General features: G+C 71.1%; 22 protein-coding genes. 4 read left to right on the top strand and 18 right to left on the bottom strand.

The window, feature by feature from the left end; all coding sequences use genetic code 11:
* Positions 1-22 precede the first annotated feature (22 nt).
* Together ACYQ77_RS24070 and ACYQ77_RS24065 are read right to left on the bottom strand one after the other, a co-directional pair.
* Positions 23-466 (bottom strand): hypothetical protein, encoded by a 444-nt coding sequence (locus ACYQ77_RS24070; RefSeq protein ID WP_459714977.1) that lies wholly within the window; start codon positions 464-466, stop codon positions 23-25.
* Positions 467-1,456: 990 nt separating this feature from the next.
* Positions 1,457-3,157, bottom strand: a complete 1,701-nt coding sequence (locus ACYQ77_RS24065; RefSeq protein ID WP_459714974.1) for a metallophosphoesterase family protein — start codon at positions 3,155-3,157, stop codon at positions 1,457-1,459.
* A 28-nt stretch (positions 3,158-3,185) separates the two neighbouring features.
* On the opposite strand from ACYQ77_RS24065, the gene ACYQ77_RS24060 reads away from it, so the two are divergent.
* Positions 3,186-3,836, top strand: coding sequence for a hypothetical protein (locus ACYQ77_RS24060; RefSeq protein ID WP_459714972.1), 651 nt, complete (start codon positions 3,186-3,188; stop codon positions 3,834-3,836).
* Here ACYQ77_RS24060 and ACYQ77_RS24055 read toward each other — a convergent pair.
* Genes ACYQ77_RS24055 through ACYQ77_RS24020 form a run of 8 tightly spaced genes read right to left on the bottom strand, consistent with a single transcriptional unit; the run spans position 3,833 to position 8,595 of the window.
* Positions 3,833-4,444: a zinc ribbon domain-containing protein gene (locus ACYQ77_RS24055; RefSeq protein WP_459714969.1), complete on the bottom strand. Its 612-nt coding sequence runs from the start codon at positions 4,442-4,444 to the stop codon at positions 3,833-3,835. The two genes, ACYQ77_RS24060 and ACYQ77_RS24055, sit on opposite strands and share 4 nt — an antisense overlap.
* 51 nt (positions 4,445-4,495) lie before the next feature.
* Entirely contained in the window at positions 4,496-4,981 is a 486-nt protein-coding gene (locus ACYQ77_RS24050; RefSeq protein WP_459714967.1) for a GNAT family N-acetyltransferase, read from the bottom strand.
* Positions 4,982-5,017: 36 nt separating this feature from the next.
* Positions 5,018-5,527, bottom strand: a complete 510-nt coding sequence (locus tag ACYQ77_RS24045) for a DUF4262 domain-containing protein (protein WP_459714966.1) — start codon at positions 5,525-5,527, stop codon at positions 5,018-5,020.
* A complete protein-coding gene (locus tag ACYQ77_RS24040) occupies positions 5,524-6,168 on the bottom strand; it encodes a hypothetical protein (protein ID WP_459714964.1) in 645 nt (214 codons plus the stop codon). The genes ACYQ77_RS24045 and ACYQ77_RS24040 overlap by 4 nt, the downstream gene beginning before the upstream one ends.
* On the bottom strand, positions 6,161-6,913 hold the full coding sequence (locus ACYQ77_RS24035; protein ID WP_459714963.1) for a YebC/PmpR family DNA-binding transcriptional regulator: 753 nt from the start codon (positions 6,911-6,913) through the stop codon (positions 6,161-6,163). The genes ACYQ77_RS24040 and ACYQ77_RS24035 overlap by 8 nt, the downstream gene beginning before the upstream one ends.
* Positions 6,910-7,539 (bottom strand): pyridoxal 5'-phosphate synthase glutaminase subunit PdxT, encoded by a 630-nt coding sequence (gene pdxT / locus ACYQ77_RS24030; RefSeq protein ID WP_459714962.1) that lies wholly within the window; start codon positions 7,537-7,539, stop codon positions 6,910-6,912. The genes ACYQ77_RS24035 and pdxT overlap by 4 nt, the downstream gene beginning before the upstream one ends.
* A gap of 31 nt (positions 7,540-7,570) precedes the next feature.
* Positions 7,571-7,903 (bottom strand): AzlD domain-containing protein, encoded by a 333-nt coding sequence (locus ACYQ77_RS24025; protein WP_459714961.1) that lies wholly within the window; start codon positions 7,901-7,903, stop codon positions 7,571-7,573.
* Entirely contained in the window at positions 7,900-8,595 is a 696-nt protein-coding gene (locus tag ACYQ77_RS24020) for an AzlC family ABC transporter permease (RefSeq protein WP_459714959.1), read from the bottom strand. The genes ACYQ77_RS24025 and ACYQ77_RS24020 overlap by 4 nt, the downstream gene beginning before the upstream one ends.
* A 73-nt stretch (positions 8,596-8,668) precedes the next feature.
* On the opposite strand from ACYQ77_RS24020, the gene ACYQ77_RS24015 reads away from it, so the two are divergent.
* Positions 8,669-9,220, top strand: a complete 552-nt coding sequence (locus tag ACYQ77_RS24015) for a helix-turn-helix domain-containing protein (RefSeq protein ID WP_459714957.1) — start codon at positions 8,669-8,671, stop codon at positions 9,218-9,220.
* Here the strand turns inward: ACYQ77_RS24015 and pdxS are convergent, their stop codons facing one another.
* Positions 9,221-10,123 (bottom strand): pyridoxal 5'-phosphate synthase lyase subunit PdxS, encoded by a 903-nt coding sequence (gene pdxS / locus ACYQ77_RS24010; RefSeq protein ID WP_459714956.1) that lies wholly within the window; start codon positions 10,121-10,123, stop codon positions 9,221-9,223.
* A gap of 231 nt (positions 10,124-10,354) precedes the next feature.
* Here pdxS and ACYQ77_RS24005 point away from each other — a divergent pair, with 231 nt between their 5' ends.
* Positions 10,355-12,478, top strand: a complete 2,124-nt coding sequence (locus ACYQ77_RS24005) for an elongation factor G-like protein EF-G2 (protein WP_459714953.1) — start codon at positions 10,355-10,357, stop codon at positions 12,476-12,478.
* Between the two features lie 63 nt (positions 12,479-12,541).
* Here the strand turns inward: ACYQ77_RS24005 and ACYQ77_RS24000 are convergent, their stop codons facing one another.
* The 5 genes from ACYQ77_RS24000 to ACYQ77_RS23980 all read right to left on the bottom strand — a co-directional run bounded on the left by ACYQ77_RS24000 (position 12,542) and on the right by ACYQ77_RS23980 (position 16,786).
* Positions 12,542-13,540, bottom strand: coding sequence for an NUDIX hydrolase (locus tag ACYQ77_RS24000; protein ID WP_459714950.1), 999 nt, complete (start codon positions 13,538-13,540; stop codon positions 12,542-12,544).
* On the bottom strand, positions 13,537-14,694 hold the full coding sequence (locus ACYQ77_RS23995; RefSeq protein WP_459714949.1) for a glycosyltransferase family 4 protein: 1,158 nt from the start codon (positions 14,692-14,694) through the stop codon (positions 13,537-13,539). Before ACYQ77_RS23995 ends, ACYQ77_RS24000 begins: the two co-directional genes overlap by 4 nt.
* Positions 14,691-15,599 (bottom strand): phosphatidylinositol mannoside acyltransferase, encoded by a 909-nt coding sequence (locus ACYQ77_RS23990; protein ID WP_459714947.1) that lies wholly within the window; start codon positions 15,597-15,599, stop codon positions 14,691-14,693. The genes ACYQ77_RS23995 and ACYQ77_RS23990 overlap by 4 nt, the downstream gene beginning before the upstream one ends.
* Positions 15,596-16,210: a phosphatidylinositol phosphate synthase gene (gene pgsA / locus ACYQ77_RS23985; RefSeq protein WP_459714946.1), complete on the bottom strand. Its 615-nt coding sequence runs from the start codon at positions 16,208-16,210 to the stop codon at positions 15,596-15,598. Before pgsA ends, ACYQ77_RS23990 begins: the two co-directional genes overlap by 4 nt.
* Before the next feature lie 72 nt (positions 16,211-16,282).
* Entirely contained in the window at positions 16,283-16,786 is a 504-nt protein-coding gene (locus tag ACYQ77_RS23980; protein WP_459714944.1) for a MarR family winged helix-turn-helix transcriptional regulator, read from the bottom strand.
* A gap of 102 nt (positions 16,787-16,888) precedes the next feature.
* On the opposite strand from ACYQ77_RS23980, the gene ACYQ77_RS23975 reads away from it, so the two are divergent.
* Complete coding sequence (locus ACYQ77_RS23975; protein ID WP_459714943.1) at positions 16,889-17,458, top strand: YceI family protein; 570 nt, start codon at positions 16,889-16,891, stop codon at positions 17,456-17,458.
* Between the two features lie 52 nt (positions 17,459-17,510).
* Here the strand turns inward: ACYQ77_RS23975 and ACYQ77_RS23970 are convergent, their stop codons facing one another.
* Both ACYQ77_RS23970 and thrS read right to left on the bottom strand, forming a co-directional pair.
* Complete coding sequence (locus ACYQ77_RS23970; protein ID WP_459714941.1) at positions 17,511-18,062, bottom strand: HIT family protein; 552 nt, start codon at positions 18,060-18,062, stop codon at positions 17,511-17,513.
* Positions 18,063-18,072: 10 nt separating this feature from the next.
* Positions 18,073-20,109, bottom strand: a complete 2,037-nt coding sequence (thrS, locus tag ACYQ77_RS23965) for a threonine--tRNA ligase (RefSeq protein WP_459714939.1) — start codon at positions 20,107-20,109, stop codon at positions 18,073-18,075.
* Between the last annotated feature and the right edge of the window lie 72 nt (positions 20,110-20,181).

The following is a 20,181-nucleotide window of genomic DNA, read 5'->3' as shown; positions in this document are numbered from 1 at the left end:
CAACCCCGTCCGCCCCGGCGCCTCAGGCCACCACCACCCCGGCCGCGGGCAACACCGTCCGCCAGGGCTTGATCGCCGCGACCATGGTGACGATGTCGAACGCGGCCGACAGCAACTCCGCCCCACCACCGCCGAACATGCCGGTCGCGCCTGATGTGGTCGCCCGCGCCCGCAGCGCGTCGAGTTCGGCGAGCTGCGCGGTCGTGAACTTCGGGGACATCGCGGCCCCGGTGCCGACGAGGTCGAACCGCCTGCCCGCCGCCGTCAGCACCATCGTGGAGAAGACCGTGAACCTGGCGCGGGCCTCGGCACAGGGCACGTCGAACGCGACCCCGTCCACCGCGGACAGCCGGAGGCGACCGCCCGTCACCGACAGGATGGCGGGCACGCACTTCCTGCCGTTGAGCTTGCTCTTGCGCCAGTAGAGCCCGGCAGCGAAGTCGACCACGTGTGGAGCTGGTGTCACCGGGCGAGTGTATGTGCCGCTGGACAACGGTCGGCCCGTTTTCCCATGACGTGTGGCGTGCGGCTCGTGACGGTCGCTCATGGCACTGCCGTTGCGGGCCGGGGCCGCGTGACCGAACACGACCATCAGTGCATCCGGTGAATGCGCCCCACGCACAGCACCACTCAGGCGCTACGGTCCGGCCACGGAGCGGGACCTGCCCGAAAGACGAAACATCCACGGCACCGCCGATGCCCTCACCCCATCGCGGCCGGGCGCCACAGGCTCGGGCCGCGAAGCGCGCGGCACCACACACCACCGAACACAATCACCAATGCATCCGGTCGGCACCACCCACTTGCGGCACCGGGCACTCCGCTCCGGGCCACAAGAGCGTGGCCTGTCGGGAACGACATTCACCGGGCGCTACGCGCCCCGCCCGCGAAGCGGGGCACCTCCCATACGACCGAACACCTCCATCAATACGTCCGATCGACGTCGCCACCGCGCCATTCATGGCACCACGGGCCGCGCGCTACGCCCGGCCCGCAAAGCGGGCCACCACACACGACAGAACACGACCATCAGTGCATCCGGGCGACGCCGCTCCACTCACGGCGCCACCCGGACACTCCGTGCACAGCCACGAGAGACCGACGTGTCAGGAAAGACGAACATTCACCGGGCGCTTCGCGCCCGGCCCGCGCAGCGGGCCGCCACCGCACGATCGAATACGACCATCAGTGCATCCGGTGGAAGCCGCCCCATTCTCGGCACCACTCAGGCGCTACGGTCCGGCCGCGGGGCGAGACCTGTCGGAAAAGACGAAACCACCGATATCCTCACCACAACCCGGCCGGGCACCACAGGCTCGGCCCGCAAAGCTGCGACACCACCGAACACAATCACCAGTGCATCCGGTCGGCACCACCCGGGCACTCCGCAGAGCGTGGCCTGTCGGAAACGGGCGCCACCCCGACCACGATCACCAACCCACGCCGAAGAACCCCATCACGCAGGCGGCACCTTCACCGGCGGCTCGATCAGTTCCGGGGTGAGCGGCTGCTCCGGCAGCAGCCACGGGTCGGTCGGCGCGCCGGCCGGGTTGGGTTGCCACGCGCGGCACACGCGGTCCACCTTCACCGGGTATATGGTCAGCGTGCCGTCGCGGCCGACGTGCAGTCGCAGGAAGCCCTTGTGGTCCTCGATGCCCTGGCCCGCCATGACCTCGTTGAGGTTGATGCCGAACCGGCTCGCGATCAGCAGGTACAACGCGACCAGCTCGGCGTCGACGAAACCGATCACGACCAGCGTGCCCGCCGTCGCGACGAAGAAGATCACCCAGTCCGCTGCGACGGTCCCGCCGGGCAGGACGTCGTGGTAGAGCCAGCGGATCACCACCGCCCAGCCCGCGCTCAACGCCAGGTGCGCCACGGCGTGCAGCACGCCCGCCACGACGTTGACCTTGTTCGTCTCCGGTATGTCGATCCGCGCGAACGTCACTCCCACGAGCACCAGGACGGCCGCCACCAGCAGCGCGGGCGACCACGAGGCCAGCAGACCGAACACCCCGGACCGCGTCGCGGACTCGGCGAGCCCGTACAGCATCGCCAGTGTCGCGAGGAGCTGGATGAGACCGGTCAGCCCCCAGAAGCTGGGGTTGCGCCACGGCAACCGGAAGATGCCCGCGGCGAGGCGGCCCGTGTGGCTCGGGTAGCGGGTCGTCAGCCGGTACCGGGACGGCGGTGACGGTTCCCGCACCCGCGACTTCGCGCCCGGCAGGTCGAGGGTGGCCGGCATCCGGTCCGTCGAGGCGAGGTACGCGCCGCCGAGGCCTGCCGTGATCTTCTGGCCCGTGCCGCCCTCCTCGGCGTAACGCACGTAGTGGTGTTTGTCGCCGGTCAGCATGACGCGGACCTTCGCCCCGTGCGGGCGGATCACCTCGCGCTGGAAGAACTCGATGGTGTCGTACCCCTTCGCGCGGCCGCCGCAGCCTGCCTCCACCCACGCGGGCGTCGACGTGCACAGGATGATCGAGTCGCCCTCCCGCAGCCCGGCGGACGCGGTGCGGAAGTACTCGAGCTGCGGCGCGTCGACGTAGTCGTCGAACTGGGTGTCGATGGCGTACAGCCACCAGTTCCTCGGCAGCCGGATCGCGAAGTAGCTGCGGGTCTGCTCGGTCTGCCAGCCACCGAACGGCCGCCGCTGCGCGAAGACGCGCAGGAACGAGGTGAGCCCGTCGTACCAGTCGTGGTTGCCGGGCAAGGCGAACAGCGTCGGCGGCTCCTCGGGCGGCACCGGCAACGCGGCGCGGTAGACGCCCTTGCTGCGGTCCTCGTACGCGTTGGTGGACGCCGCCGGGTAGACCTCGTCGCCGCCCATCACGAGGAGCCTGCCGCGCGGCGTCGGCTGCCCGTCGAGGACCAGCTCCGGCGCGGCGAGCAGCGACGCGATCGAGTAGGTGGCGTCGAACCCGTCCCCGAGATCCGCGACGAAGTCGAGCCACAGCTCGTCGTCGTCACCGTGGTCGTGCACCGTCGCGGGCAGGCTGCCCTGCAACTCCCTCTTGTCCGCGTAGGAACCGAAGATCCCGGCGAGCATCGACTGCAGACCGGTGGTGATCAGGACTTTCGGTGCGAGCCAGCGAACTGCTTCCCTGGGCCGGAAACCGAGCTGCTCCTCGGACATGTCCAGTGGGCGCGGTCGTGCCATCCGTCCAGGGTGGTGCAAGATCGTCCGTATGTCCATGACCAGCGGCACGCCGCGACCACCAGACGAGAACGAGTCCGCCCCGGCCGCGGCGCCCGCGCCACCGCTCCCGCCGCCGGCCGCGCCCGGCACGGGACTCGGCGCCATCGCCATGGTGCTCGGTGGTCTCGGCTGCCTGCTGCCGCTGACACCGTTCGCGTTCAGCGACGCGCGGGAGTGGCTCCCGCTGGTGTTCGCGATCCCCGGCGTCGCCTTCGGGCTCTACGGGTGCACCGGGCGCAACCGCGGCAACGTGCTGGCGATCGTCGGCGTGATCCTGTGCACGATCGCGATCGGGTTGTCGACGGTGGCGCTCACCAAGTTCTGGGGCAACCCGGGCGCCGACGGCGACGAGACCGAGGAGCTGCTGCGCGACGAGATCGACGTGCACCTGGGCGAAGTGCACCAGGACCCCGAGTCCGGGAAGCTGTCCATGTCGGTGACGATCTACAACAAGGGGTCCGACTTCGCCTCGTACGAGGTCACGTTCGACGTCAACGACAGCGAGGGCGGGTGCGAGGCGACCGCGAGCGTGAGCGACCTGTTCCCCGGCGCCAGCGCCCGGGAGATGGTCAGCACCTGCAACGCGGGCCTGGAACCGTCGGAGTTCGACGCGCAGATCGTCAAGGTGGAGCGGCGCTAGCGGGGACCGTAACCGTGCGGCGGGTAGCCCTGCGGCGGGTACGGCGGCCCGGGCGGCATCGGCGCGCCGGGACCCATTGCCGGACCGGGCATCCCCGGCGGCGGCGTGCCCGGGCCCATGGGGCCGGGGTGCATCCACCCGCCCGGCGGCGGAGTTCCGGGTCCCATCGCCGGGCCGGGCATCCCGGGCGGCGGCGTGCCCGGTCCGTACCTCCCGGGCGCGACCATCGCGGGACCCGGCATGCCGGGCGACGGCGTGCCGGGACCCATTGCGGAGCCGGGCATTCCCGGCATTCCGGGTGGCGGCATCCCCGGTCCCGGCATCCCGGGCGCGACCATCGCGGGCGCGGGCCCCGGCATCGGCGGTGCGCCCATGCCGGCGGTCGCGGCCAGCTGCCGTGCCTGATCACCCGGCACCCGCTGCTCGCTCTCGCACGCGGTGCAGAACAGCGTGTGCTTCTTGTTGATCGGGAAGAGCGGGATCCAGAACAACGTGAACTTCGTCGTCAGCTTGCGCAGGACGTGTTCTGCGTTGTTGCCGCACTGGGCGCACACCAGGTGCAGCACGGCCAGCACCTGGACGTACGTCTTCCAGCCATAGATGATCATCCGGGATCGCCTTCGTGAAAGGGCCGCGACGGCCCGAGGGTACGCGACACCCTAACCGGGCTTCGCCGTGGTTCGTCGGGGTTTCTCCAACACCACCAACGTGACGCCCGCCGGGTCGGTGCTCTGCCCGACGACCTCGTAGCCCGCTTTGCGGTAGAGGCGAAGATTGTCCGCACTGTCGAACCCGGTGATCAACCAGAACGTGCGCACCGCGGCCGGGGCCGCCGCCTCGACCGCCGACAGCAGCGCGCGCCCGATCCCGCGGCCCTGCAGGTCCGGCGCCACCGACAGCCGCGCGACCTCCATCCGGTCGCCGTCGACCCGGCCGCGGACCGAACCGGCGAGCCGGTGGCCGTCCCACGCGCCGAGCGCGAGCACCCCGGACGCGAGGTCCGCGCGGAGTTCGGCGAGGGTCTCGACGAGCGGCGGGATGCGCGGCGCGTCGTAGTGCTGCGCCTCGGTGACGTACGCGGCGCGCTGCACGGTCAGCGCCTCACCGGCGTGCGCGTCCGCGAGGGGTCCGATGTGGATGGTCACGCGGCCAGTGCACCACAGTCCGCGCTTGCGCGGGGGTCAGGGCCCGTCGACGCCGGGGGTCCAGCTCTCCGGCGCGTGGGTGGTGGTCAGGATCGGCTGCCAGCGGTCGAAGCCGGGCGGGGCCTCGGGTTCCCACGGCCACATGTCGTCCGGGGTGGCGGTGATCAGCTGGACCGCGTCGAAGTCGCCGTCCGGGTGGAGCAGGAAGACGCTGCCGAAGTACGTGAAGTAGTGGCCCTTGCTGACGTTCTCGACCGTGACCAGCACGCCCTCGAGGAGGTCGTCCCACACCGAGCCCGGCGGGAACTCCTCGCCCTCGCCCGCGCGGCGCACGTAGTTGCGGACGAGGAACTCGCCCGCGCCGGGCGGCAGCCCGATCGTCACGGCCTCCGGCACCCCGAACCGCCGCCACGCGCCGACGGAGAACGTGTACGGCGGGTGCTGCTCGTCCCCGGCGACGTCGACGACCGCGGCGCCGTGCGCGTTGGACTCCGCGATGAACCGGTCCCGCAGGCGCCGCTCCTCCTCACCGAGTCCGGTGGTCATCGCGGCACCTCCGGTGCGACCTGGGCGACCTGCCACGGCATGGCCTTCACCTTGCCGATGGCGTACAGCACGTACCCCGCGGCGAGCACGGCCAGCAGGAAGAACATCACCATGCCCGCGAACGTGCTGCTGTCGGGATCGAGGAAACCGCCGTACAGCGCGGGCCTGGCCGCCACGAAGTACCCGAGGTAGGCCAGCGGGAACACCAGCCACGTGAACGGGTGCCACCACCGCACCCGCGCCTGGCTGCGACCCACCAGCACCCAGTCGGCGAGCACCACGAGCGGCGTGACCACGTGCTCGAACAGCGAGTACGTGTCGTCGACGTCCCCGCTCATCAGCGTCTGGTAGGTGCCTGCGACGAGCAGCAGCAGGACGCACACCGCACCGCGCAGCCACGGCGACGCCGGCTCGTGCGCGCGGCCGCCGGTGCACAGCGGGTAGGCCGCGAGCCCGAGGTACACCACGCCGGTGAGCAGGCTGGCCTGCTGCGACAGCGCGGGCCACGGGTCGGACATGACCGCGACCGCGGCGAAGAACCCGGTGAACGCGCACGCCGCGACCACCAGCCGCCACGCGACGACGCCGGTGAGCACACCGGCGGACAGGCGTGGCGGCGGCGGTAAGTGCGGGTTATGCATCAACCTCAGCCATCACGTCGTCCGACACGTCGAAATTGGCGTAGACGTTCTGCACGTCGTCGCTGTCCTCGAGCGCCTCGATCAGCCGGAACACCTTGCGGGCCGCGTCGGCGTCGAGCGGGACGCTGACCGACGGCAGGAAGCTCGCCTCGGCCGACTCGTAGTCGTAGCCCGCCTCCTGCAGCGCCGTGCGCACGGCGACCAGGTCGGTGGCCTCACTGACGACCTCGAAGCTCTCGCCGAGGTCGTTGACCTCCTCGGCGCCGGCCTCGAGGACGGCCATCAGCACGTCGTCCTCGGACAGGCCGTTCTTCGGGAGGAGCACGACGCCCTTGCGGTTGAACAGGTACGACACCGAACCCGGGTCGGCCATGGAGCCGCCGTTGCGGGTCATGGCGGTCCGGACCTCGCTCGCGGCGCGGTTGCGGTTGTCGGTGAGGCACTCGATCAGCACGGCGACGCCGTTGGGGCCGTAGCCCTCGTACATGATCGTCTGCCAGTCGGCGCCGCCCGCCTCCTCGCCACCGCCGCGCTTGCGGGCGCGCTCGATGTTGTCCTGCGGGACCGAGTTCTTCTTCGCCTTCTGGATGGCGTCGAACAGCGTCGGGTTGCCGTCCGGGTCACCGCCACCGGTGCGGGCCGCGACCTCGATGTTCTTGATCAGCTTGGCGAAGAGTTTGCCCCGCTTGGCATCGAGTGCGGCCTTCTTGTGCTTGGTTGTGGCCCATTTTGAATGGCCGCTCACGATCTACCCTCCACCATTTCGACAAACAGTCTGTGTACGCGCGTGTCCCCAGTGAGCTCCGGGTGGAACGCCGTGGCCAGCACGGTTCCCTGCCGGACCGCGACGATCCTACCGGCGGCCGCCTCACCACCAGGGACCTCCGGGTCATCACTCACCCGCGCGAGCACCTCGACCTGCGGCGACGCCGACTCGACCCACGGTGCGCGGATGAACACCGCGTGCACCGGGCCGCCTGCCACGCCCGCGAACTCGAGGTCCTCCTCGAAGGAGTCGACCTGCCGGCCGAACGCGTTCCGCCGCACGATCATGTCCAGCCCGCCGAGCTGGTGCTGGTCCTCGCGGCCGTCGAGCACCTTGGTGGCGAGCAGGATCATGCCCGCGCACGACCCGTACGCGGGCATGCCGTCCGCGATGCGCTCGCGCAGCGGCGTCAGCAGCTCGAAGATGTCGAGCAGCCGGGACATGGTCGTCGACTCGCCGCCCGGCAGGACCAGCCCGTCCACTTCGGACAGCTCGGCCGGCCTGCGCACGGTCGTCGCGCGCGCGCCACTCGACTCGAGCGCGGCGAGGTGCTCGCGCACGTCTCCCTGCAGCGCGAGCACACCGATCAGCGGACCAGCGGACACGGGTTGACCTCCTGTGATTCGTCCAGCTTACTTACGGCACGCCGAGCGCCCGCAGCCCGGCCGCGACCACGGCGGCCGCGACGACCACGACGACGAACGGCGCCTTGCGCCACGCCAGCACCCCGCCCGCCAGCACGCCCGCGGGCAGCGCGATCCCGGCGAACGAGCCGCCGTCGGTGAGCGCCGAGGTGGCGATGAGCGCGACCAGCAGCACGGTGGCCGCGGCGGACAACAGCTCGGCGAGCCGCGGCGGCAGCTCGGCCTCCCCGCCGTGCGCCTTGGCCAGCCGGGCCCGCAGCAGCGGGCCTGCCAGCCGGAACGCGTACGTGCCGGCCGCGAGGATCAGGATGGCCGTGATGGTCATGCCGCCACCTCGTCGTTCTTCTTCGGCGCCGGGACCAGCACGACCAGCCCGGCGAGCGACAGCAGCACCGGCACCCCGGCGGGCAGGAACGGCGTGGTCGCCAGCGCGACCGCCGCGCCGAGCAGCGCCGCGTTGCGCACCCGCGCGTTCTTCAGCGCGGGCAGCACGAGGGCGAGCAGCGCGGCCGGGAACGCGGCGTCCAGGCCGAACGCGCCGGTGTCGCCGATGACCTGCCCGGCCGCCGCGCCCACGACCGTGCCGAGGTTCCACACGACGAACGCCGTCGTGCCGAGGAACCAGAACACCGCGCGTGCCCGGGCCGGGTCGCCCCGCTGGGCCAGCGCGAACGCGACCGACTCGTCGATGAGCAGGTGCGCGCCGACGACCCGCGCGAGCGGGCGGCGGCCCATGAGGTCGCCGAGCGCGAGCCCGAACGGCAGGTGCCGCGCGTTGAGCAGCAGGGCGCCCGCCACCGCGGCGACCAGCCCGCCGCCCGCGGCGACGACGCCGACCACCATGAACTGCGACCCGCCCGCGAACACCAGCACGGACAGGGCCGACGGCATCCACCAGTCGAGACCGCTCGCGACGGCGATCGCGCCGAACGACACGCCGACGACCGCGATCGCACCGGCCATGGCCAGCGCGTCCCGTTGCAGGGATGGAGTGAGTGTTCGCCAGATCGAACGCATGTCTTCTAGAATGAACACCACGCGTTCGTTCGTCAAGGAGAACGAGCGGTCCGGTATATCGAACGGAGCTGTCATGGCACAGGCCCCGCTGGACGCCATCGCGTTCTCCCTGCGCCGCGAGCGGGAACGCGCCGGGCTGTCGCTGTCCGAGCTGGCGAAACGCGCGGGCATCGCCAAGTCGACGCTGTCCCAGCTGGAGTCCGCGAGCGGCAACCCGAGCGTGGAGACGCTGTGGGCGTTGTCGGTCGCACTGGACGTACCCTTCGCGCGGCTGATCGAACCGGTGCGGCCCAAGGTGCAGATCATCCGCAAGGGCGAGGGCCCCGCGGTGTTCTCCGAACGGGCGAACTACGTCGCCACCGTCCTGTCCGCCTGCCCGCCCAACGCGCGCCGCGACCTGTACCTGATCACCGCCGAGCCCGGGTCGGTCCGCGAGTCCGAGCCGCACATGCCCGGCGTGGTCGAGCACGTCGTGCTGTGCTCCGGCCGCGCCCGGCTCGGCCTCACCGACGACCCGGTGGAGGTCAGCCCGGGTGACTACGTCGCCTACCCGGGCGACCTCCCGCACGTCTTCGAGGCACTCGAACCCGGCACCACGTCGGTCATGGTGTCCGAGCACACGTGACTACCAGCCGCGCTCGGCCAGCCGGTGCGGCTCCGGGACGTCCTCGACGTTGATGCCGACCATGGCCTCGCCGAGGCCGCGCGACACCTTCGCGATGACGTCGGGGTCGTCGTGGAACGCGGTCGCCTTCACGATCGCCTCCGCGCGCTTGGCCGGGTCACCCGACTTGAAGATGCCGGAGCCGACGAACACGCCCTCGGCGCCGAGCTGCATCATCATCGCCGCGTCGGCCGGGGTCGCGATACCGCCCGCGGTGAACAGCACCACCGGCAGCTTGCCGAGCTGCGCCACCTCCTTGACCAGTTCGTACGGCGCCTGCAGCTCCTTGGCGGCGACGAACAGCTCGTCCTCGGGCAGCGACGTCAGCCGCTTGATCTCGGCGCGGATCTTGCGCATGTGCGTGGTCGCGTTGGACACGTCGCCCGTGCCCGCCTCGCCCTTGGAGCGGATCATGGCCGCGCCCTCGGTGATCCGGCGCAGCGCCTCGCCCAGGTTCGTCGCACCGCACACGAACGGCACGGTGAACTGCCACTTGTCGATGTGGTTGGCGTAGTCGGCCGGGGTCAGCACCTCGGACTCGTCGATGTAGTCCACGCCCAGCGACTGCAGGACCTGCGCCTCGACGAAGTGGCCGATGCGGGCCTTGGCCATCACCGGGATGGAGACCGCGTTGATGATCCCGTCGATGAGGTCGGGGTCGCTCATGCGGGCCACACCGCCCTGCGCCCGGATGTCCGCGGGCACCCGCTCGAGCGCCATCACGGCGACCGCGCCGGCGTCCTCGGCGATCTTCGCCTGCTCGGCGGTGACCACGTCCATGATCACGCCGCCCTTGAGCATCTCCGCCATGCCGCGCTTGACACGCGCGGTGCCCGTCTCCGGAGTGGTCGAAACGTCAGTCACCAATTCGTCCTTCCCATGTGGATTCCCCACCCAGTTTAGGTGTGATGTGGCCCCCGCCAGCGTGCCAATTCCGAGGTATCTCGCCAGGCCACTTCTCTGCTTGGGGTTGTCCCGCCTGGTAAACAGGTGTGAGATCGAGCACATAGCGGACACCAAGCATCCGGGCTGACAACGAGGTCAGTGGGCAGCGGCGGATGTCTGCTCCGCAGGCTCCGCAGAGAGGTGAGATGCATGGCCAAGAATTCCGACAACGGCGGTGGTGGCGGAGCCGCGGTCGCTGTAGACGACCCGGCCAAGGTGCGGAACATCGTTCTCGTCGGGCCATCCGGTTCCGGGAAGACCACCCTCACAGAGGCGCTGCTCGCCGCGGCCGGGGTGATCAGCAGGGCGGGCACGGTCACCGAGGGCACCACGGTCTGCGACCACGACCCCGCGGCGCAGCGACAGCAGCGGTCGGTCGGGTTGTCCGTGGCCCCGCTGGTGCACGACGACGTCAAGATCAACCTGATCGACACCCCCGGGTACGCGGACTTCGTCGGCGAGGTGCGCGCCGGCCTGCGTGCCGCCGACGCCGCGCTGTTCGTCGTGTGCGCGGCCGAGGGCGTCGACCCGGCGACCATCGCGCTCTGGGAGGAGTGCGCCGCGGTGCGCATGCCGAGGGCCGTCGTGGTCGCGCGGCTGGACCACCAGCGCGCGGACGCCGAGGCCGAGATCCGGGCCTGCCAGGAGGCCTTCGGCGCGGGCGTGCTGCCGCTCTACCTGCCCTCGGCCGGCAAGCCGGGGCTGCTGGGGCTGATCACCCGCCGGTTCTTCGACTACTCGAACGGCTACCCGCCCACGGTGGCCGAACCGGACGAGGACGACCTCGCGCGGATCGACGAGGCACGCAACGAGCTGATCGAGGGGATCATCGCCGAGTCCGAGGACGAGACCCTCATGGACCGCTACCTCGAGGGCGAGGACATCGAGACCGAGACGCTGATCTCCGACCTCGAGACCGCCGTCGCCCGCGGCTCCTTCCACCCCGTCATCCCCGTGTGCGCGACCAGCGGCGTCGGCCTCGCCGAGCTGCTCGAAGCGCTGACCGGCGCGTTCCCGTCACCGCTCGAGCACACCGTGCCCGACGTGACCGACGTCAACGGCAAGAACGGCGACCGCATCTCCGCCGACCCGGACGGGCCGCTGGTGGCCGAGGTCGTGCGCACCGCCATCGACTCCTACGTCGGCCGCGTGTCACTCGTCCGGGTGTTCTCCGGCACGCTGCGGCCGGAGCGGCCGGTGCACATCTCCGGGCACGGCATGGCCGACCGCGGTCACGAGGACCACGACGTCGACGAACGCGTCGCGCACATCTACTCGCCGCTCGGCTCCAACCTGCGCGAGGTCACCCACTGCGTCGCGGGCGACATCTGCGCGCTGACCAAGCTCGGCTCCGCGGAGACCGGCGACACCGTGTCCAGCCCGGACAAGCCGCTGCTGATGCGGCCGTGGACGATGCCGGAACCGCTGCTGCCGGTGGCGATCGTCGCCAAGACCCGCAGCGACGAGGACACGTTGTCCCGCAACCTCTCCCGGCTCGTGGCCGGTGACCCGACGCTGCGGCTGGAACGCAACGGCGAGACCCACCAGCTGGTGCTGTGGTGCATGGGCGAGGCGCACGCCGACGTCGTGCTCGCGCGGCTGCGGGCCGGTGGCGCGGACGTCGACACCGAACCGGTGAAGGTCGCGCTGCGGGAGACGTTCGCGACCAAGGCGCGCGGGCACGGGCGGCACGTCAAGCAGTCCGGCGGGCACGGCCAGTACGCCGTGTGCGACATCGAGGTCGAGCCGCTGCCGGTCGGGTCCGGGTTCGAGTTCGCCGACAAGGTCGTCGGCGGGGCCGTGCCGTCGCAGTTCATCGGCTCGGTCGAGAAGGGCGTCCGGGCGCAGCTGGAGAAGGGGCTGCAGGCGGGCTACCCGGTGGTCGACCTGCGCGTCACCCTGTTCGACGGCAAGGCGCACAGCGTCGACTCCTCCGACGCGGCGTTCCAGATGGCGGGGTCGCTCGCGTTGAAGGACGCGGCCGCGAACGGCCGGATCTCGCTGCTGGAACCCGTCGACGAGGTCGCGGTGCGGCTGCCCGACGACCACCTCGGCACGGTGCTGGGCGACCTGTCGTCCCGGCGCGGTCGCGTGCTCGGCACGGAGGCCGACGCGTCACCGGGCTACAGCGTGGTCCGCGCCGAGGTCCCGGCGACGTCCCTGCTGCGGTACGCGATCGACCTGCGTTCCATGACGTCCGGCTCGGCCACGTTCACCCGCAAGTTCGTCCGCTACGACCCGCTGCCGGAGTCCCTGGCCGCCCAGGTCACCTAGCCCCCGTGCCGTGACAGGCGCGTTCCGGCACCCAACGCGGGAACGCGGCTGTCGCGGCACCGGTCAGCGGACCGTGCGGACCGTGCCGTTCCACGGGGTCGACAGCACCTCGGGCAGCAGCGACGGCAGCTGCACCGGGTACACGGTCTCCTCGGTGGCGCGCAGTTCCTCGACGGTCCACCACTTGTGCCCGTCCACCGTGTCGTTCTCCAGCTCGGTGAAGCCGGAGGTGTCGACGGCCACGTCCTCGGCGAGGTCGGCCACGAAGAACCACTCCTCGCCGTCGTAGGTGCGGCCGTCGAAGCTGAACGCGACGCGGCGCCGCCACACCGGGCCGACCAGGGCGTCGTCGGAGAGCTTCACGCCGGTCTCCTCGGCCAGCTCGCGCAGCGCGGCCGTGCGCAGGTCCTCCCCCGGCTCGACGCCGCCGCCGACGGTGAACCAGAACCGCGCCTCCGGGCGGATCGGGTCGTGGCCGTTGAACAGCAGCACCCTGCGCTCGGCGTCGATCAGCAGCACCCGCGCCGACGGCCTCGGCAGCGGCGCGGCGTCCGGCTCGCCGGACAGGGTCGGCTCGACGATCTCGAAGTACTCCGGCCGCGGCGCCGTGCCCGCGAGCTTCAGCCACCGCACGAGCCTGCGGCGGCGCTGGGTGAGGGTGTCGCGGACGGCGTCGTTGTGCACCCGCCGCGCGATCACCACGCGGTGTTCGGCGTCGAGCAGCTCGGCGGCCAGCGCGAGCGGCAGCTTCGCCCGGTCCACGGCCGCGAGCTGCAGCGACAGCCGGTTCTCCGCCTCCTCGCGCTCGTCGCGCGGGGTGCCCTCGGCGCGTTCGGCCTCGGCACGCAGCCGGTCCGCGCTCACGTCGTCGAGCCGGATCGCCGCGGCCACCGCCCGGGCCACCACCGCACGGCGGGCCAGTGCGGCGTCGAGTGCCGCCCACGCCGCGTCGGTGCGCACGTGCAGCCGGTCCAGCCGGTTCGCGGTCGCGGCGAGCCACAACCCCAGGACCAGCGCGACGACGAGAACAACGACGACAAGCGTGACGACCAACGCTGTCACTGCACCTCACCAGACTCGAGACCGGCACCTGACTCGACGATCCGCCGCGGGTCGGCGGCGATCGCCTGCTCGTAGACCCGCAGCACCTGGCCGGACAGGACCGTCCAGTCGAACACCGTCACGCGCCTGCGCGCGGTCGCCACGAGCGACGCACGCCGCTGCGGGGAGACAAGCATGCCCCGCAGCGCGTCGGCGAGCCCGACCGGGTCGCCGACCGGGAACAGCGCACCCGCCCGCCCGTCGTCGAGCACGCGCCGGAACGCGTCGAGGTCGCTGCCGACCACCGCCGCGCCCGCCGACATGGCCTCCGTGAGGATCATGCCGAAGCTCTCGCCGCCGGTGTTGGGCGCGCAGTAGACGTCGACGCTGCGCAGCGCCCGCGCCTTCACCAGGTCGTCGGCCTGCCCCAGCAGCACGAGCCGGTCCGCCAGCTCCGGTCCGGCCTGGCGCCGCAGCTCGTCCTGGTCGCCGCCGCCGACCACCAGCAACTGCAGTCCGGGGAACTCCGGGGCCAGGACCTTCATGGCGGACAACAGGACCGGCATGCCCTTGCGCGGCTCGGTGAACCGGCCGACGAACCCGATCGTGCCGCCCTCGCGCGGGTAGCCCGGCAGCGGCTCGGCGGCGGAGAAGAACGAGACGTCCACCCCGTTGGGGATCTCCACGGCGTCGCCGCCGAGGTGTTCCACCTGCACGCGGCGGGCGAGCGCGGACACCGCGATCCGCGCGGTGATCTTCTCCAGGAACGGCCGCAGCACCGGCTGGAACGCGCTCAGCGTGCGCGACCGGGACGTCGACGTGTGGAAGGTGGCGACGATCGGCCCGTCGGCGATCATCAGCGCCAGCAGCGACAGGCTCGGCGTCGTCGGCTCGTGCAGGTGCAGCACGTCGAAGTCGTGCTCGCGGATCCAGCGGCGCACCCGCCGGTAGGACACCGGCCCGAACGACAGCCGCGCCACCGAGCCGTTGTAGGGGATGCCGACCGAGCGGCCCGCCGGGCGCACGAAGTCCGGCAGCGGTGTGTCCTCGTCGGCGGGGGCGAGCACGTCGACCTCGTGGCCGCGTTTGCGCAGCGCCTTCGCGAGGTCGAGCACGTGGGACTGCACCCCTCCGGGGACCTCGAAGGAGTACGGGCACACGATGCCGATCTTCATCGCGATCCCTGCAGTGCCTTCCGCCGGTCGTCGTCGAGGTCGGCGAGCCAGAGCTTCTGCATCATGTGCCAGTCGGCCGGGTGGGTCGCGATGTCGGCGGCGAACGCGTCGGCCATCCGCTGGGTCGCCGGCGCCACGTCCTCCCGGCCGTGCACGTGGATCGGCGTGTGCACCCGCACGCCCCAGCCGTCGTCGGTGAACGTGTTGTCCACGATCAGGACCTCCGCTCCGGTGGCCGCCGCGAGCCGGGCGGGCCCGGCGGGCATCCTCGTCTCCTCGCCGAAGAAGGTGACCGGGATGCCGCGCTTCGACAGGTCCCGGTCGGCGACCAGGCACACGATCTTGTTGGCGCGCAGGCGTTCGATCAGCACCCGGTACGCACCGCCCTCGCTGGGCACGATCTCGAACCCGAGCGACTCGCGGAAGGCCACGAAACGCTGGTAGAGCGACTCCGGCTGGAGCCGTTCGTTGACCGTGGTGAACGAGCCCTGGGTGGCGACCAGCCAGATGCCGGAGACGTCGAAGTTGCCGGTGTGCGGCAGCGCGAGGACGAGGCCCTTGCCCCGCTCGAGGGCCGCGTCGATCAGCGGCTTGCCGACGAACTCCGCGTCGACCTTGCGGTAGATCGCCTCGTGGTCCATGCCGGGCAGGCGGAACGTCTCTTTCCAGTACCGCGCGTAGGACCGCAGGCCTGCCCGGACCAGGTCGTCCAGCTCGGCGGGCCCCGCCTGCGGCACCACCCGCCCGTAGTTGCGGCGCATCTGCCGGGTCCCCGGCCCGTTGCGCCGCGCGCCGAGGTCGGCCGCCGCCCGGAACAGCCCGTTCGCCACCGGCTCCGGCATGCCCCGCACGACGCCCCAGCCCGTGGCGTACGCGAGGTCGGACAACCGTTGCGTGATGCTCATGCCGCCTCCGCTGCCGCCGCCGACCGCCGCACCGCGACGAGCCGCTGTCCCACCGTGATCACAGAACCGGCGACGAGCAGCCACAGCGCCACGTCGACCGCGTAGGGCACCCCGAGCCCCGTCAGGCCGGTGCCGACCAGCGCGATGATGAGCCGCTCCGCGCGTTCGACCAGGCCGACGTTCGCCGAGAGTCCCGCTGCCTCGGCCCGTGCCTTGATGTAGGAGATGACCTGGCCGAGCACCAGGCAGATCAACGCGGCCGCGCCGAGCAGCCGGCTGCCCGCGACCTCGAAGGCGTACCACGCGATGCCCGCCATCAGCGCGCCGTCGGCGAGCCGGTCGCACACCGAGTCGAGCACCCCGCCGAACCTGGTGCCGCCGCCCTGCGCGCGCGCCATCGCGCCGTCGAGCAGGTCGAGCATGACGAAGCCCCACACGACGAACGTGCCTGCCAGCAGGTGCCCCGTCGGGAACAGCCACAGCGCGAACCCGACCGCGCCCGCGGTGCCGATGAGCGTCATCCCGTTCGGCGTGAGCCCTGCCCGCACGAGCGCCGCGCCGATCGGGTCGGTGACGCGCGAGACCGAGGCTCTGGCGAAGATGTTCAGCATGGGGGCGGCGAGCCTCACGGACGGGCGGCGACAGGTGGCCCTGGCAGCCTACTGGGTACGCGCGCGGGTCCGTCAGGACGCGCGGCCCTCCGCGGTCAGGCTCGGGCAGGTCACCGCGGGCGGGGTGCCCAGGCCGCGCTGGATGGCCCTGCTGATCTCCCCCAGCTGCTCCACCTGCTCCGGCGTGAGCTGGTCGAACAGCCGCGCGCGCACCTCGGTCACGTGCCCCGGCGCCGCGGCCTCGAGTGCGGCGTACCCCTCGTCTGTCAGCATCGCGAACGAGCCGCGTTTGTCGGTGGGACAGTCGCGGCGGCGCACCCAGCCCGCCTCCTCGAGGCGGGCGACGGCGTGTGACAGCCGACTACGGGAGGAGTTGCGGACCCCTGCCAGCTCACTCATGCGCATCGTGCGGTCCGGCGCCTCGGACAGCGCGACGAGAATCTCGTAGTACGCGTGCGGCATCCCGGCGTCCCGCTGGAGCTGCCGGGCGAGTGCGTCGGTCAGCCCAAGGGTCGCCGACAGGAACGAACGCCAGATGTCCTGCTCGCGTTCGGACAACCATCGGATCTCGGACATGACACCAGTGTACTTGTTGAACTCTCAATCACGCAGGTGTACAGTTCCGGTTGATCGCTCAACAACTGATCGCTCAACTATCTCCACAGGAGGACCTTCCCGATGAGCAGTGCCACCAGCATCGAGATCCCGGGTTACGTCGCCGGTACCTGGGACATCGACCAAGCGCACTCCGAAGTGGGCTTCGTCGTCCGCCACCTGGTGGTCACGAAGGTCCGCGGCCGGTTCGCCAACTTCTCGGGCACCATCGTGACCGCCGAGAACCCGCTCGAGTCGAGCGTGGACGTCGAGATCGACCTGAACTCGATCACCACGAACCAGGAGCAGCGCGACGGCCACCTGCGCTCGGCCGACTTCTTCGAGGTCGAGAAGTACCCGACCATGACCTACAAGGCCTCCGGCGCCCGCCAGGAAGGCGACAAGTTCGTCCTCGACGGCGAGCTCACGCTCAAGGACGTCACCAAGGTCGTGCCGCTGACCTTCGAGCTCAACGGCATCGGCGAGAACCCGCTCGCCGGCGGCACCGTCGCGGGCTTCTCCGCGCACGCGACCATCAACCGCCGCGACTTCAACGTCAACTTCGAGGGCGTGCAGAACGGCATCGCCATCGTCGGGGACAAGGTCGAGATCCACATCGAGGCCGAGGCCAACCTCCGCAAGCCGGAGGCCTGAGCCCGGGCTCCGGTTGCCGTGAAGGCCCCCTCGCGCGTGCGCGACGGGGCCTTCACGGCATCTCGGACCAGGCCTTCGCCAGCATCGAGCGGGTCTCCCCGAGCAGCTGCGGCAGCACCTTCGTGTGCCCGATCACCGGCATGAAGTTCGCGTCGCCGCCCCACCTCGGCACCACGTGCTGGTGCAGGTGCGCGGCGATCCCGGCGCCCGCGATCACGCCCTGGTTCATGCCGACGTTGAACCCGTGCGGCGCCGACACCGCCCTGGCAACCGTCATCGCCTTCTGCGTGAACCGGGCCAGCTCGGTGGTCTCCTCCGGCGTCAGGTCCGTGTAGTCGGCGACGTGCCGGTACGGCACCACCATCAGGTGCCCGGGGTTGTACGGGTACAGGTTCAGCACGCCGTACACCAGCGCACCACGCGCGATGATCAGCGCGTCGGCGTCCTCGAGCGCGGGCAGGCGGCAGAACGGGCACCCGTCGGACTCCTCGCCGACGGGCTTGCCCTCACCCTTGATGTAGGCCATGCGGTGCGGAGTCCAGAGCCGCTGCAACGCGTCGGGAATCCCGACGCCCTCCTGCTCGACGAACTCCGCACCAGTCATGCGGCCAATCCTAGTTCTCGACCTTGATCGCCTCTGCCGACGGCGAGGTGTTCTCCCTGCGCTCGACCCACTCGACCACGGTCCGCACGGCCTCGTCGACGGGCACGCCGTTGATCTGGCTGCCGTCGCGGAACCGGAACGACACCGCGCCCGCCTCCACGTCCTTGCCACCCGCGAGCAGCATGAACGGCACCTTCTGGGTGGTGTGGTTGCGGATCTTCTTCTGCATGCGGTCGTCCGAGGTGTCCACGTCCACCCGGATGCCCGCCGCCCGCAGCTTCTCCGCCACGGCCTGCAGGTGCGGCGCGTGCTCGTCCGCGATCGGGATGCCCACCACCTGCACCGGCGCGAGCCACGCCGGGAACGCGCCCGCGTAGTGCTCGGTCAGCACACCGAAGAACCGCTCGATCGACCCGAACAGGGCACGGTGCAGCACGACCGGCATCTGGCGGGAACCGTCCGGCGCGGTGTAGGCCAGCTCGAACCGCTTCGGGTGGTTGAAGTCCACCTGGATGGTGGACATCTGCCACGACCGGCCGATCGCGTCCTTCGCCTGCACGGAGATCTTCGGGCCGTAGTAGGCGGCGCCACCCGGGTCCGGGACCAGCTCGAGGCCCGAGTCGACGGCGGCCTGCCGCAGCGTCTCGGTGGCCTCCGCCCACTCCTCGTCCGACCCGATGAACTTGCCGGTGTCACCCTTCGTGGACAGCTCGAGGTAGAAGTCCGACAGACCGTAGTCGGCGAGCAGGTCCAGCACGAACCGCAGCAGCGACCGCAGCTCGCCGGGCATCTGCTCCTTGGTGCAGTAGATGTGCGAGTCGTCCATGGTCAGGCCGCGGACGCGGGTCAGGCCGTGCACCACGCCGGACTTCTCGTACCGGTAGACCGTGCCGAACTCGAACAGCCGCAGCGGCAGCTCCCGGTACGACCGCCCGCGCGACCGGAAGATCAGGTGGTGCATCGGGCAGTTCATGGCCTTGAGGTAGTAGTTCTCCTCGTCGAACTTCAACGGGGGGAACATGGTGTCCGCGTAGTACGGCAGGTGCCCCGAGGTCAGGAACAGCTGTTCCTTGGTGATGTGGGGGGTGTTGACGAACTCGTACCCGGACTCCTCGTGGCGGCGCCGCGAGTAGTTCTCCAGCTCGCGGCGGATGATGCCGCCCTTCGGGTGGAACACCGGCAGCCCGGACCCGATCTCCTCCGGGAAGGAGAACAGGTCCAGCTCGGCGCCCAGCTTGCGGTGGTCGCGGCGCTCGGCCTCGGCCAGCCGCTCCAGGTAGGTGTCCTGTGCCTCCTGCGACTCCCACGCGGTGCCGTAGATGCGCTGGAGCTGCGGGTTCTTCTCGTCACCGCGCCAGTAGGCGGCGGCCACGCGGGTCAGCTTGAACGCCGGGATGTGCTTGGTGGTCGGCACGTGCGGGCCGCGGCACAGGTCGCCCCACACCTGCTCGCCGGTGCGCGGGTCGAGGTTGTCGTAGATGGTCAGCTCGCCGCCGCCGACCTCCATGACCTCGTCGGTGTCGATGGCGTCGTTGGCGTCGGACTTGAGGTCGACCAGCTCCAGCTTGAACGGCTCGTTCGCCAGTTCCTCCTTGGCCGCCTCGACCGACTCGAGCTTGCGGCGGGAGAAGCGCTGAGCACCCTTGATGATCTGCTTCATGCGCTTCTCGAGCGCCTGCAGGTCCTCCGGGGTGAACGGCCGGTCGACCGCGAAGTCGTAGTAGAAGCCGTCGCGGACCGGCGGGCCGATGCCGAGCTTGGCCTCCGGGAACTGCTGCTGCACGGCCTGGGCGAGCACGTGCGCGGCCGAGTGCCGGATGACCGAGCGGCCGTCGTCGGTGTTCGCGGCGACCGGCTCGACCTGGGCGTCCGCGTCCGGGGTCCAGGACAGGTCACGCAGGCGGCCGTCGACGTCACGGACCACGACGATCGCGTCGGGGCCCTTGCCGGGCAGGCCTGCCTCGCGGACCGCTGCGCCCGCCGTGGTGCCGGCCGGCACCACCACGCGCGGGGTGGGTTCGGCGGCAGGCGGACGCGGCTCAGACACTGTTACTCCTGGAAGCTCGACTTGTAGTGGGTGCAACAGGTCGATGCTATCGAGCCGCCCCGCGCCTTGGCC

Source organism: Actinophytocola sp. KF-1 (assembly GCF_054661535.1).
This window is presented reverse-complemented; position numbering and strand designations above follow the sequence as displayed.